The organism is Metabacillus flavus (assembly GCF_018283675.1).
In the GTDB taxonomy this organism is placed as follows: domain Bacteria; phylum Bacillota; class Bacilli; order Bacillales; family Bacillaceae; genus Metabacillus_B; species Metabacillus_B flavus.
Genome location: NZ_JAGVRK010000001.1, coordinates 2,559,270 through 2,573,581 on the forward strand (window position 1 = coordinate 2,559,270; position 14,312 = coordinate 2,573,581).

The window sequence follows — 14,312 nt, forward strand, 5'->3', positions numbered from 1 at the left end:
TTGTCACCTTTTGTCCGTAATTTATGTATACCTTCCCCTATTTTAGGTGAAGAGCTTCTTCATGTCCAACAGGCAAAACAAAAACCCCTCTACAGGGGTTAAAGACGAATTATTTTAGTTCCGAAACCCATTTTGCCATTTCATCGAGTTTCTTTTCATCCGGAACCAGATTAGCCGGCATCCCGCCGCCCCCGTTTTTAATTTTCTCCTTAATTCCATTTACATCGAGATCATTGCCGGCTAGTTTCGGGCCTACACCGCCCTCGTAGTTTTCGCCATGACAGGAAATGCATTTCCCTTTATAAATTTCTTCAGGAGACAACTTTGAAATGTCTTCTGTTTTCGGCTTCTCTTTCTCACCGCCAGCCATTTCTTTTCCATCACCAATCCCTTTTACTGAAAAAAAGAGCATTAATCCTATACCGAAAAGAGCAATTAAGGCAAAAGGAATAAGCGGATTCCGTTTCATTTTTTCTCCTCCCAGACTTCGTCTCTCTCTATGTAATGATAGACGTAAACTTCCTTCATTTTACTTTATATTAGTAGGAAGGAAAAGAGAATAAGACCAATTTCATCCAAAAACCCATCTTCTACCCAAATTATGTTCAGCAGCCGATCTGTCTTGCAATAACCATTCTTTGAACTTCACTCGTTCCTTCGCCGATTTCAAGCAGCTTTGCATCCCGTAAATATCTCTCAACGTGGTAATCCTTCATATAGCCATAGCCGCCATGAATTTGAATGGCCTGATTCGTGACTTCCGAACAAATTTCAGAGGCGTAGAGCTTGCACATGGATGCTTCCTTCGTAAAAGCTTTCCCCTGATCCTTAAGCCAGGCTGCTTTATATACCATCGTTCTGGCGAGTTCGATTTTCAACGCCATATCAGCAAGCTTAAATTGAATAGCCTGAAAAGTAGACAAGCTTCTGCTAAACTGCTTTCTTTCTTTAGCGTAATTAAGCGCTTTTTCAAAGGCAGCTTGCGCAATGCCCACTCCCATTGCTCCTATTCCAATACGGCCGCCATCCAGAGTAATCAGGAATTGTTTAAACCCTCTGCCTCTCTTACCCAACAGGTTTTCCTCAGGTACCGAAACATCCTCCAGAACCAATTCTGTCGTATTTGAAGCGTTCAGACCCATTTTTTCGTAATTATCAATAACGGAAAACCCTCTCGCATCGGTCGGGACAATAATCGCACTTATTTCCTTTTGGCCGCCTTCTCTCCCTGTTATTGCGGTTAAAGCTAAAAATTTCGCATAGGATGCATTGGTGATGAAGCATTTGCTTCCATTAATTACGAAGGCCCCATTCTTTACTACCGCTTCAGTAGCTGTTCCGCCTGCATCAGACCCCGCGTTAGGCTCTGTTAAGCCAAAGGCTCCCAATGACTCTCCTGAGCAAATTTTAGAAAGGTACTCCCGCTTCTGCTCTGCTGTACCGAATAAATTGATTGGCGCTCCCCCAAGTGAAATGTGCGCAGAGTATGTAATTCCAGTCGAGGCGCAGGCTCGGCTTAATTCCTCTGTCACGATGGCAAAGCTCACGGTATCTGCTCCAGCTCCACCGAATTCTTCAGGAAAAGGAAGGCCGAGCATTCCCATATCTCCTAGCTTTTTAAATATTTGCTTTGGAAATTCCTTTGTTTTATCTCTTTCTTCAGCTCCCGGCGCCACTTCAGCATCGGAAAATTCCCTTATTGTTCTTTGAATCATTCTCTGTTCAGCCGTTAACTCAAAATTCATCCAATCCCCCCTGAATATTGAACACGCTTACATTATTATTATAAGAGGAAAGGATTATTTTCACAACTTTTTAAAAATTTAATATTTTATGCTTGTCAGCTGCCGCATTAAAAAAGGAAAGACGCAGCTGAAAGCAGAATTCCAGCGGATCCAGCAATAAAAAAGGTTCGCATTTTAAAGCGAATAGCGAAAAGGATCCAAATGAAGCTATGTATTATGATGGCGATAGCGGAGGAAGGTCCTTTGGGCAGCGGTGCAAAGCTGATTCCCGTCAGGCTAAGGAGCAGTAACAGCAGGAACAGGACACCCATATAATAAAAAAACATTCCCTGCCTTCTGCTTTTATTTAGAGCTGGAAGAACACTTAACACAAATACTGTCAAAAGGCCTATTTGCATTGGCGGATTCATTTCAGTAAAATAGATAAAAAGTGATAAAGGAAGAAGCAGCAGGATTAAATACGGCATTATTAAGGCGGATCGCTTCTTTTTCTTAACCGGTTCTTCTTGCTTCCCGCCTGTGTATAAGGCAAGCAGAAAGTCACAATATGTCTCAGGAAGCAGCTTGTTGATCTTCCAATGCTTTATTTCATCGATGATGATTTGTTTTCGTTCAATTTTCATTTGTGTCATTCTCCGTTTGTCATATTTATCCCGCTGAAGCGGACAGAAAATCCCAGCTCAAGGCTGCTATGAAGCTAAGAAAATAGCACGGGTACTGATAGCCCGGATGATCAAACTAACGGCAAGCGGTACTTTCTGCGGCAGTGTCTGAATGACCCATATCCTGCAGGCCGCAGCAACTAGCTGAAATGAAACTCCACTATGGAATTTTCACTTTATAGCTATATTTTAATAATGTTTGCTTCGCTCGTAAATACAAATAAATAAGTAAGCGCTTTCGTTTACTATTTTGAATCAGCATCGGGCACGGCTGATGCGGCAGACCGCAAATCGCTGCCGCATCTAAACCTATCCCTCTGTTCCCGCAGAAGCCTTGCACCTTCTGTAATCAGCCTAATAGAAAAACCGCCATCTTTCAGGCTGGAGTCTTTTAAAAAAGGCATAAAAAAAGAAAGACGGTGACCCGCCTTTCCTTTTCTATTCCAAGAAATCCTTAAGACGCTTGCTTCTGCTTGGGTGACGTAATTTTCTCAAAGCCTTTGCTTCGATTTGGCGAATACGCTCGCGTGTTACACCAAACACTTTTCCAACTTCCTCAAGCGTCCTGGTACGGCCGTCATCTAAACCGAAACGGAGGCGAAGGACATTCTCTTCTCTGTCTGTCAGCGTATCAAGAACATCCTCAAGCTGTTCTTTGAGCAATTCGTAAGCTGCATGCTCAGATGGAGAAGTTGCATCCTGATCTTCAATAAAGTCGCCGAGGTGTGAATCGTCTTCTTCACCAATCGGTGTTTCCAAAGATACAGGCTCTTGAGCAATTTTAAGGATTTCCCGCACTTTTTCCGGGGTCAAATCCATATCTTCTGCAATCTCTTCCGGTGATGGCTCACGGCCTAGGTCCTGCAGGAGCTGCCTTTGAACACGAATAAGCTTGTTAATGGTTTCGACCATATGAACAGGAATTCTTATCGTACGTGCCTGATCGGCAATAGCTCTTGTTATAGCCTGGCGAATCCACCATGTTGCATACGTACTGAATTTGTAGCCCTTGCGATAGTCGAATTTCTCTACCGCTTTCATCAGACCCATGTTTCCTTCCTGAATCAAATCAAGGAAGAGCATGCCGCGTCCAACGTAGCGTTTAGCGATACTTACAACCAGACGTAGGTTTGCTTCTGCCAAACGGCGTTTAGCCTCCTCGTCTCCTTCTTCTATTCTTTTGGCCAGCTCGATTTCTTCATTAGCAGAAAGAAGATCGACACGTCCAATTTCTTTTAAGTACATCCGTACCGGGTCGTTAATTTTAACCCCAGGAGGTACACTGAGATCATTCAGGTCGAACTCTTCTTCTTTAGCTAAATCCTGTATGTTAGGGTCTTCTGCTTCACCGTTTTCACCTTGAAGCTCAACGCCCTGTTCACCAAGAAATTCATAATACTCATCCATTTGGTCTGATTCCATTTCAAAGCTTGACATACGTTCTGCAATTTCCTCATATGTCAATGAACCACGCTTTTTGCCGATCTCCGTTAGCTGATCTTTCACTTGTTCAAGCGTCAGTTCTGTATCATGGGTTTGTTTGTCAGCCATTGGATCCCCTCCTTCCAAACTCTTGCAGCCTTTTCAGGCAGTTAAATTTTGCGCTGCCTTATTGTAAGACTGCTGGGTTGCTATAGATGAACTCCATTAATAATGGATGGTCATTTTCGAATAGTTAAGACTTAAATGAGCGTTTGAGCTGAACGATTTCCATGGCAATTCTAGCTGCCTTTACAAAATCCCTCTGCCTTTCCGCTTCATTTTTTTCAGCTTCTTTCTGCTGAAGATCCCGGGTTTTCGGATGATTTAGAATCTGTTTTATATAGTCCTGGATCTCGAGAGGAGAAGGCTCATCACTAATTTGAATCATGGCAATGTCTGACACGGCAGACATAAGCTCTTTGCTGGGAAGCCTTTGGATAAAAGAGCTGATCTTTTCATCAGTTGCTTCTTCATAATAGGCATATAAATAAGTGGCAATTACCCGGTGTTCTTCAATATTAAATTCAAGACCGATTGTATCCAGCACCTTTTGGGCGGCATCCCTGTTCTTGAGCATATGGGCCAGAAGCATCCGCTCTGCATTATGAAAGGCGGGCAAGAGAGTCTTGCGTTTACGGGAAGCCATTGGCCTATCCGCAGCAGCTTTTTTTTGCTCCCTATTGTCTTTCGGCCTTCCAGAGGTCCTAAGCACTTCAGACAGCCGTTCCTTGAGAATGCTCATATCGAGTGAAAATTCCTGAGAAAGCTGCTTTAGATAAATCTCCTGTTCCAGCGGATTTTGCATACCGGCAAATTCTTTTAATATCTGCTCGATGTATTGAAGTCTTTCCGCTTCGTTTTGAAGATTTCTCCCTCTTTTGTAATAATGCATTTTAAATGCCATCACCGACACGCTCGCCCCTATTACATCCTGGCGGAACTTTTCGGCTCCAAACCGGTTAATGTAGTCATCGGGGTCAAGTCCATCCGGTATCATTGCAACCTTGACGGCTGCTCCGGCCTGGTTCAATGTTTTTGCCGAACGCAATGTCGCTTCAAGACCGGCTTTATCCGAATCATAGCAAATTACAACCTCAGCACTGTTTCTCTTCAAAATCTTTGCCTGCTCCTCTGTCAGTGCAGTGCCCATTGCAGCTACAGACTGTTCAACTCCTGCCTTAGAAGCAGAGATTACGTCTGCAAAGCCTTCGAGAAGTACAGATTGCTGATGCTTCCTAATATGTAGCCTTGCTTTATGAAAGTTATAAAGCACTTTTCTCTTATTAAACAGTTTGGTTTCAGGGCTGTTTAAGTATTTTGGCTGTTCATCTGTCAAAACCCGGCCAGAAAAGGCAATGGTGTTTCCGTGATGATCTAGAATCGGAAACATAATCCGGTTTCTGAAACGGTCAAGAAACTCATTTCCATCGTTTTTCTTAACCAGCAGACCTGCCTGTTCCATGAGCGGAAGGCTGAACCCTCTGCTCGAGAGGAATTTAGACACAAAATTCCAGGAAGGCAGTGCGTAGCCTATTTCGAATTGTTCAATTGATTCCTTTGTAAATCCTCTTTGCAAAAGGTAATCCAACGCGTCCTGGCCCTCTTTTGTATTTACCAGCAAATGGTGGTAAAATTTCTTCAAGAGGTCATGGGCTTTCAGCATTGCCGCTGTATCATCATCCTGCTTTTCATGGCTGGAGGGAGAGACCTGCGCGACTTCTTCGGGCAGGGCTATTCCTTCTTTTTCGGAAAGCTGCCTTACAGCCTCCACAAATTCATAGCCTTCCATTTGCATCAGGAAAGAAAATACGTTTCCTCCTGCCCCGCAGCCAAAGCAATGAAAAATCTGCTTATCCGGTGAAACAGAAAATGACGGAGTATTCTCCCCATGAAATGGACAAAGGCCAAAATAATTGCGCCCCTGCTTCTTTAACTGGACATATTCTCCGATGATATCGGTGATGTCCACAGACTGCTGTATTTTATTGACAGCATCCTCAGGAATTCTCTGAGCCATTCTAACATCCCCGTGTTTGAAGTATTCGAGACTAACTAATCAATCCCTGCAATATTCGACAGGAACTTTTCCAGAGATTCTTTAAATTTTTCCCGGTCGGCATCTAAAAAAGGTTTTGGACCTTTTGAATGGACGCCCTCTCTTCTTCCCTTCGCAGACAAGTACCGATACTGCAAAGCCGTTTCTATATTATACTCTGTATAGTGTTTACCCCTTGGAGTTAAAACCGTAACGTTCTTTTTCAGGAGTAAGCCTGCCAGCCCAATATCCTGAGTAATCACAATGTCCCCAGGATTAATATGGTTTACAATGTAAAGATCTGCCGATTCTTTATCTGTATCAACATAAACCCACTTTTTCCCCAGCGTTTCGCTCGTCATGTGATTGTATGAAGCGACAAAAACAGTCTCCGCTTCATATTGATCAGCCAAATCAGCGATTTCTTTCTTCACTGGACATGCATCAGCATCCACTAATATTTTCAGCTTTTTTTCGGCATTTTTCTCTATTCTCCATCACTCCGTTAAAATCCTTCTTCCAAAGCAGAATCATTATAACAACTAGCCTTGACTAAAAGAGAAATTTGAATAAAACGTGATGAACCCGCTTGACGAAGCTGATAGCTAACACCATTGTCGAATAATTTTCGCGTTTTGTTCTTGACAGATACTAGTAAATAGTTTATTCTACCGCCTTAAAGTCTAAACCTAAAAAGTGTAATTTTATCACAATTTTTTATTATAATACAAAGTCTCCAATTTTTCTATGCTTTTTACTTAAATTTGAAAAAGGAATTTATGTACTTCCTGAACTCACGCCAAATGAAAGCCCGGCTGAAAAATTCAGCTGGGCCCGCGCCCGCAGGATGCGGGACTATTCTGCACATTACAGCTCCGCTGCTAAATAAAAATCAGACTATGTTTTGCAGCGCTTCACTGGTTCTGTCAAAATAAAAATTGTCCTCTTGCTATCATGCTCATTTATTCATAATGGTTTGAATAATATTAGCCGTTTCCTCTACAGCTTTGTTTGAAACGTCGATCACGTTGCAGCCAATGCGTTCCACAACTTTGTCAAAGTATTGGATTTCTTCATTGATCCGGTTGATGTTGGCATAGATCGCCTGGTCATTTAATCCGAGCGATTTGAGGCGCTCGCGTCTGATGTTATTAAGCTTTTCTGCACTAATTCTTAGGCCGATGCACTTTTTAGCCGGAATCTTGAAAAGCTCTTCCGGCGGTTCCACTTCCGGGACAATTGGAACATTGGCTACTTTAAAACGTTTGTGTGCAAGATATTGGGATAATGGTGTTTTGGATGTTCTTGAAACTCCGATAAGAATAATATCGGCTTTCAGCAGACCTCTTGGATCTCTGCCATCATCATATTTAACGGCAAATTCAATTGCCTCAACCTTTTTGAAATAGTCTTCATCAAGCTTGCGTACTCTGCCCGGCTCATATTTTGCTTGAATCCCATAAGATGTTTCCATTTTATCAATCAGCGGACCGATAATATCATGAAACGGCACTTTTCTGACAGATGCCAGCTGAATCAGGTAGTTCCTCAGCTCTGGAACCACAAGTGTAAAGCAGATAATGGCTCCGTCCATTTGCGCATATGACACGACTTCTTCAAGAGTTGTTTTGTCTTCCACGTATGGAATTCGCTTGATCATCGTATTTGCTGCGGTTCCATTGAACTGGCTGATTGCTGCTTTAACGACCAGTTCTGCCGTCTCCCCTACTGAATCTGATACTACATAAACGACTCGGTTATTCATCCCGTTCCCCCGCTTCCTATGCTAAATTATATCGTTATCTGCAAGTCTCATCAGAATCTTGGTCATATTGGTTTTCGTAATTCTCCCAATGACCTCAAATCCTTTTTCAGTATCCCGGATAATCGGAAGCGCATCGATCTGCTTCTCAATCAGCGATTTTGCCACATCCATAATAAAATCATCATTTCTGCAAACTGTGATGTTCGGCATTCTGGTCATAATAATATTAACCGGGATTGAAGCTAATTCTTGTTTGCCGATGCTAGCCCGCAGCAAATCTTTTCTGGAGAGCACGCCCACGAGCAGGGAATCCCTATCCACTACAAATAAAGTGCCTACGTCCTCAAGGAACATCGTAACGATTGCATCATAGACTGACACATTCTCGCTAACGACCACTGGAATGGATTGAAAATCCTTAACCTGAAGTTTTTTAAGCTTGTCACTTAATAGCTGATTGCCCGTCTTTCCAGTATAAAAATAGCCAACCCTCGGTCTTGCTTCCAAATATCCCGACATCGTTAAAATTGCGAGATCCGGCCTTAAAGTAGCTCTGGTCAAATTTAATTGATCTGCTATATGTTCTCCTGTTATAGGCCCATTTTCCTTCACGATCTGAAGGATTATTTCCTGCCGCTTGTTCAGTTCGATTATACTCACCACCAGTTCCGGCATTCTGCGGCTGTTCGTTTTCACTTCCGCAAAGGATTATGTAAATGCATGACGCTTGTTCTATCCTCATTATATATGAAACAGTCCAGAAAAAAAGTCATGATATTAAAGCATTTTTCTAAGTGAAACTCCCATGAGAGAAGGCTTCCTTTCATTCAGGGGCCGTATCCTTGGAATAAAGCTTTGGATCCTGAAAAACAGGATCCAAAGAAAGTTTATTTAACGATAATAGAGTTGGTTTCAGCGAAAGAACGAATGACATCAGCCAGCTGCTTCATTTGAGCGAGGCGGTTCATTTTCACTTTCTCATCCTCAGCCATAATCATCGTGTGATCAAAGTATGACGTAATTTCCGGCGTCATCGTTTTCAGCTCATCAAACGCACGAACGAAGTCCGAGGATGCTGCAGCCATATAATAACCGGAAATGGCTTTTTCCGCTTTGGCATGGAGAGCCTTTTCGTGTTCATTTTCAAACAATGCCGGATCAACAGCTGTATCATCTTTTGCCTTTCCAGCTATATTAAGTACGCGGGAGAAGGCTTCAATGGTTTCTTTGAATGATTCGGTACCGGACTCGGAAGCCAGTACATCCGCCCGTTTAATCATGGATGTTACCTCTGCTTCAGAAGATTGCAGAATTGCTTCAATTAAATCGTAGCGAATATTCCTTTCTTCCATAACATACTTCGCTCTCATCTTGAAAAATCCTGTTAAATCCTCTATTAGTTTTTCCGGTTCCGCCGCTTCAAGAGTAGCCAGGGAAAGCTGGAATAGCTCCTGAAGAGGAATCTTCCAATTATATCCAATAAGAATTTGAACGATTCCGCTTGCCTGCCTTCTGAGTGCGTAAGGATCCTGTGATCCGGTTGGGAGCATTCCAATAGAGAAAAAAGCCGTAATTGTGTCCAGTTTGTCAGCAATCGCAACGACCGCACCAGCCTCGGACGCAGGAATCGGATCTTCAGAGTGCCTTGGACTGTAGTGTTCATTGATTGCTGCCGCAACCGTTTCCTTTTCCCCTAAAAGCCGGGCATATTTTTCCCCCATTACACCCTGTAATTCAGGAAATTCATATACCATATGGGAAACGAGGTCAAATTTACTGATTTGAGCGGCACGTTTTGCATCTTCATGGACTTCTTCATTCAACTCAAGACGGTTTGACAAGGCGTCTGACAGGGCGGTTACTCTTCTTACTTTATCCCCCAATGAACCGAGCTCTTCGTGGAAAACAATCTTTTCAAGCTTTTCTGCCGCCACGCCAATTTGCAGTTTATGATCCTCATTATAAAAGAAGGCGGCGTCGGAAAGACGTGCTCTTAATACCTTCTCGTTTCCGCGGGCAACTTGTTCAAGATGTACATCGTTTCCGTTTCGTACCGTTACAAAGTAAGGAAGAAGGACACCTTTTTCATCCTTAACCGGGAAGTAGCGCTGATGTTCCTTCATCGTCGTTACAAGAACTTCTTCAGGCAAGGTTAAATAATCTGCTTCAAATTTTCCATATAGGGCCGTCGGGTATTCCACCAGATTGCTTACTTCCTCGAGTAAATCTTCATCAACTGGAATAACCCAGTGATTTTTCTTTGCCATTTCATCAAGCTGTTGTCTGATCATCTGCTTACGTACAGCCGTATTTGCAACAACATATTGTGCATTCAATTCGTTTTCATAGCTGGCTGGATCTGTTATGGATACAGAAGCCTCCCCCAAGAAACGGTGCCCGCTTGTTTCAGTACCCGTGCGAATGCCCGCCAGCGCAAACGGTATAACCTCAGAGCCGAATAATGCAATGATGGATTTAATAGGGCGGGCATAGCGCATGTCCTGGCTGCCCCATTTCATGTTTTTAGGAAATGTAAGACTTGAGAGCACTTTATCCATGTTTTTAAGAAGGTCGATTGTGAATTGGCCCTTTACATGCTTTTGAACATGAACATACTCTACACCGTTGATTTCTTTAAAATAAATATCCTCCACTGAAGCACCCTGGCCTCTGCAGAACCCCATTGCAGCCTTGCTCCAATTGCCTTCTCCATCGAGAGCGATTTTTTTCGCAGGACCTTTCGCCTCTTCTGTTACATCTTCCTGTTTCTCTGCTAAACCGGAAACGAAAACAGCAAGACGGCGGGGTGTTGAATACAGTTTCATAGCTCCAAAGGGAACAGAATGGTCATTGAGCCATTTCTGCACTTTTTCTCCAAGCTGATTCATTGAATCTGTAACAAACCTTGCCGGAAGCTCTTCTAGTCTGATTTCAATCAGCAGGTCACGTTTATTCATGATTTTCCGCCTCCTGTTCCTTTACCATTGGAAAGCCCAACTTTTCTCTTTCATCATAGAACGTTTTGGCCACTTTTCTTGCAAGATTCCTTACTCGGCCAATATAACCTGTTCTTTCGGTTACAGAAATGGCTCCTCTCGCATCAAGCAGGTTGAAGGTATGGGAGCACTTCAGCACATAATCGTAAGCTGGATGTACAAGACCCTGATCCATTTGACGATGTGCTTCTTTTTCGTAAACCGTAAACAGGTGGAAAAGCATCTCTGCATCCGATGTCTCAAACGTGTATTTGGAGTGTTCATATTCCGGCATGCCGAAAATATCCCGGACGGTAAATCCATCCGTCCATTCCAAGTCAAATACGTTTTCTTTATCTTGAATATAGGAAGCAAGACGTTCAATACCATATGTAATTTCAACTGAAACAGGCTTGCACTCTAAGCCGCCTACCTGCTGAAAATACGTAAATTGGGTAATTTCCATTCCATCAAGCCATACTTCCCATCCAAGTCCTGCACAGCCCAGTGAAGGATTTTCCCAATTATCCTCTACAAAACGAATATCATGCTCCAGCGGATTAATTCCCAATGCTTTTAGGGAGTCAAGATACAGCTCCTGAATGTTATCAGGGGATGGTTTCATGATTACTTGAAATTGATGATGCTGATATAGACGGTTCGGGTTTTCCCCATAGCGGCCATCAGCAGGACGGCGGGATGGTTCTACGTAAGCCACATTCCAGGGCTCCGGTCCAATCGCTCTTAAAAATGTATAAGGACTCATCGTCCCTGCGCCTTTTTCGGTGTCGTATGCCTGCATTAAAATACAGCCCTGCTCTGACCAATGCTTTTGCAGTGTTAAGATCATGTTTTGAATATTCATATAGATCCCTCCAAAAGGATAATAATTTCGGCAAGGAAACGAAAAAACTCCCGTCTCTATGCCATTATTGAATGACATAGGGACGAGAGTTACCCGCGGTTCCACCCTACTTGGGACTTCAGAAGACATCAGCTTCTTCGTTCCCCTCTTTTCATAAAACATGCTCCGGAATGCCTTTCTCAGCTGCTTTGCATCCGGCTCTCACCACCCCGGACTCGCTATGACGAAAGCTTAAGCTGATACTTCTTTCCTTCTTCACATGATCAAAATTCGATTAAATTATATACGAATCATAAAGAAATTTGAGTTGGATGTCAACCTGTTCAGCTACAGCTGATCCCGTAAACTTTCTATTTGGTCCAAAAATCGTTTTGATTTTAAGTACAGGCCCGAGTATTCCTGATAATAACTGTTCAATACGAGCTTCAGTTCATTTTTCGTTTCGGTTTTAACTGAAATCTGGCCAAGCCTGCTTAAATCGAAGAAATACAAGAGACGCAGAAGTCTAACCGCTCCCTGTGAAATAACGAGTCTGAATGGATCTTTTTCAAAACAGCGGTGGCATAAAAACCCCGCTTCTCTGATTGAAAAGTGAAAGGTTCCATCTGTGCTGCCGCAATTGACACAGTCATTCAGATGCGGAGTAATTCCCAGAACCGGAAGCATCTTCAGTTCAAACATTCTTAGCAGAATATCAGGATCCTGCCCCTTGTCGAGATGCTGGAAGATTTGCAGAAAGAGCTCAAAAAGAAAAGGGTTTCTTTCCAGGTTGTCAGTCCCCTTGTCCAGCAGCTCTGCCATATAGGAGGCGTAAGCAGTCATAAATAAATCTTCTCTGATCGACCGCATTGAAACAAGTGTTTCGGCCTGCTGCAAACTGCCCAGCCCCGATGATTTTTGAAATAAAAAGGTTCCATAAGTAAAAAGCTGAGTCATAGCTGCAAGGCGGCTATTTGGTTTTTTTGCTCCCCTAGCCATCACTCCAACTTTGCCCAGCTCTCTTGTATAAATTGTAACTATTTTATTGTTCTCTCCATAATTAGATGAACGTATGATGATTCCTTCGCATTTTTGGAGCACCTTTTTCCTCTCCATCCGAAAGGGCCAGAAATCAAATCAGCGGAAAATCTGGACTGATTAGCTCATCCTCTTGTGATTCGGGTCCATCAGCATGCTCCTTTTCCATTTCCTTAAAAAGAAGATACGTGTCAATATTACCTGTCTGATAAAATACTTTCCAGGTAAAATCCTTCATGTTACCCCCACCTTTCGTCAATAAGACCAGAAAAGCTTAATCCAATTTTCTTACTGATAGGATGACCCTGGCTCCCTTTAATCATGTTAAACAAAATTTGCTAAATTGTGCTATCTAATTTTTTACTGCTCAATATTCATCTTCTCTGAACCCATAATCTCTGAGCTGATTCATTTTATTTCGCCAGTCCTTTTGAACCTTCACCCAAAGCTCCAAAAACACTTTCGATCCTAAAAGGGCTTCAATATCCACCCGTGCACGCTGTCCGACTTCCTTGAGCATTTTTCCTTGTTTTCCAATAACAATACCTTTTTGCGAATCCCTCTCAACGATGACAGTAGCTGCCACATAAACCGAAGCGTTTTCCTCCCTGCGTTCTATTGCATCAATGACGACTGCAACCGAATGAGGAATTTCTTCCCTGGTTAAATGGAGAACTTTTTCTCTAACCAGTTCGGAAATAATAAAGCGTTCAGGATGATCTGTCACTTGATCGGCAGGATAATACTGCGGACCTTCCGGCAGATACTTTTTAATCTGTTCAAGAAGAGTTTCAACATTATTCCCCTGCAGCGCGGAAATCGGCACTACTTCCTTGAACGGGTACAGCGCTTTATACTTTTCAATCAGCGGGAACAGCTGATCTGGATGCAGCTGATCTATTTTATTGATCACTAGGAAAACGGGTGTTTTAACTTCTTTAAGCTTTTCGATAATAAATTCATCGCCTCTGCCATAGCCCTCCTCTGCATTTATCATAAACATAATAATGTCTACTTCCCGCAGAGTGTTTTGTGCAACTTTCATCATAAAGTCGCCAAGCTTATGTTTCGGCTTGTGAATTCCCGGGGTATCAATAAAAATGGTTTGAGAGTCGTCTGTTGTCAGAACTCCCTGGATCTTGTTTCGGGTAGTTTGAGGTTTGTCACTCATAATGGCAATTTTTTGGCCGATTACCCGATTTAAAAATGTTGATTTACCGACATTTGGCCTGCCGATAATAGAAACAAAACCTGATTTATACTCTTTGTTAGTCATTTAAATCCTCCGCTGAAAATGCTCCCGGCAGCAACTCACCTGCTGTAAGCTGTTCGATATCGCCGTTCATGTTCGTTAGTATTACTTTCATATCCTTGCTGCAAAGCTCGGAAATTACCTGCCGGCACGCGCCGCACGGCGGCACCGGTCTTTTCGTATCTGCAACTACTGCTATAGCTTCGAAGTCCGTTTCACCTTCAGAATAAGCCTTAAACAGGGCAGTTCGTTCTGCACAATTGCACATGCTATACGCGGCATTTTCTATGTTGCATCCGCCAAATACCCTACCGGATTTGGTCAAAAGTGCAGCGCCTACCTTAAATGTTGAATAGGGCACATACGCTCTTTCCCGTGCTGTTTTCGCTTCGATAATCAGTTGTTCTGTATTCATGCCGCATGTCATCCTTTCATTTTCAATCAGCTGCGTCTATTTCTATTTTACCCGAAAACACCCTCTATTTCACGTATCCTCATAAAATAAAGAATAAAT

At 42.8% G+C, this 14,312-nt stretch carries 14 protein-coding genes; all 14 read right to left on the reverse strand.

Annotated features, from left to right (window positions below; translation table 11 throughout):
• Positions 1 to 109: 109 nt before the first annotated feature.
• The 14 genes from cccA to J9317_RS13270 all read right to left on the reverse strand — a co-directional run bounded on the left by cccA (position 110) and on the right by J9317_RS13270 (position 14,225).
• On the reverse strand, positions 110 to 469 hold the full coding sequence (gene cccA / locus J9317_RS13205; protein WP_211559315.1) for a cytochrome c550: 360 nt from the start codon (positions 467 to 469) through the stop codon (positions 110 to 112).
• Positions 470 to 605: 136 nt separating this feature from the next.
• Positions 606 to 1,745: an acyl-CoA dehydrogenase family protein gene (locus J9317_RS13210; RefSeq protein ID WP_211559318.1), complete on the reverse strand. Its 1,140-nt coding sequence runs from the start codon at positions 1,743 to 1,745 to the stop codon at positions 606 to 608.
• 107 nt (positions 1,746 to 1,852) lie between these two features.
• Complete coding sequence (locus J9317_RS13215; RefSeq protein WP_211559320.1) at positions 1,853 to 2,368, reverse strand: hypothetical protein; 516 nt, start codon at positions 2,366 to 2,368, stop codon at positions 1,853 to 1,855.
• Positions 2,369 to 2,845: 477 nt separating this feature from the next.
• Positions 2,846 to 3,958, reverse strand: a complete 1,113-nt coding sequence (gene rpoD / locus J9317_RS13220) for an RNA polymerase sigma factor RpoD (RefSeq protein ID WP_211559321.1) — start codon at positions 3,956 to 3,958, stop codon at positions 2,846 to 2,848.
• A 124-nt stretch (positions 3,959 to 4,082) separates the two neighbouring features.
• Positions 4,083 to 5,906, reverse strand: a complete 1,824-nt coding sequence (dnaG, locus tag J9317_RS13225) for a DNA primase (RefSeq protein ID WP_211559323.1) — start codon at positions 5,904 to 5,906, stop codon at positions 4,083 to 4,085.
• A 35-nt stretch (positions 5,907 to 5,941) separates the two neighbouring features.
• Entirely contained in the window at positions 5,942 to 6,379 is a 438-nt protein-coding gene (locus J9317_RS13230) for a YaiI/YqxD family protein (RefSeq protein ID WP_211559325.1), read from the reverse strand.
• A gap of 503 nt (positions 6,380 to 6,882) precedes the next feature.
• Entirely contained in the window at positions 6,883 to 7,689 is an 807-nt protein-coding gene (locus J9317_RS13235) for a pyruvate, water dikinase regulatory protein (protein WP_211559327.1), read from the reverse strand.
• A 21-nt stretch (positions 7,690 to 7,710) separates the two neighbouring features.
• Complete coding sequence (gene ccpN / locus J9317_RS13240) at positions 7,711 to 8,349, reverse strand: transcriptional regulator CcpN (protein WP_211562383.1); 639 nt, start codon at positions 8,347 to 8,349, stop codon at positions 7,711 to 7,713.
• A 227-nt stretch (positions 8,350 to 8,576) separates the two neighbouring features.
• Positions 8,577 to 10,646: a glycine--tRNA ligase subunit beta gene (gene glyS / locus J9317_RS13245; protein WP_211559329.1), complete on the reverse strand. Its 2,070-nt coding sequence runs from the start codon at positions 10,644 to 10,646 to the stop codon at positions 8,577 to 8,579.
• Positions 10,639 to 11,529, reverse strand: a complete 891-nt coding sequence (gene glyQ / locus J9317_RS13250; protein WP_211559331.1) for a glycine--tRNA ligase subunit alpha — start codon at positions 11,527 to 11,529, stop codon at positions 10,639 to 10,641. Before glyQ ends, glyS begins: the two co-directional genes overlap by 8 nt.
• A gap of 327 nt (positions 11,530 to 11,856) precedes the next feature.
• Positions 11,857 to 12,609 (reverse strand): DNA repair protein RecO, encoded by a 753-nt coding sequence (gene recO / locus J9317_RS13255; RefSeq protein WP_211559333.1) that lies wholly within the window; start codon positions 12,607 to 12,609, stop codon positions 11,857 to 11,859.
• Positions 12,610 to 12,640: 31 nt separating this feature from the next.
• A complete protein-coding gene (locus J9317_RS13260) occupies positions 12,641 to 12,784 on the reverse strand; it encodes a YqzL family protein (protein ID WP_211559335.1) in 144 nt (47 codons plus the stop codon).
• Positions 12,785 to 12,913: 129 nt separating this feature from the next.
• On the reverse strand, positions 12,914 to 13,822 hold the full coding sequence (era, locus tag J9317_RS13265; protein ID WP_211559337.1) for a GTPase Era: 909 nt from the start codon (positions 13,820 to 13,822) through the stop codon (positions 12,914 to 12,916).
• Positions 13,815 to 14,225, reverse strand: a complete 411-nt coding sequence (locus J9317_RS13270; protein WP_431190682.1) for a cytidine deaminase — start codon at positions 14,223 to 14,225, stop codon at positions 13,815 to 13,817. The genes era and J9317_RS13270 overlap by 8 nt, the downstream gene beginning before the upstream one ends.
• Positions 14,226 to 14,312 lie beyond the last annotated feature (87 nt).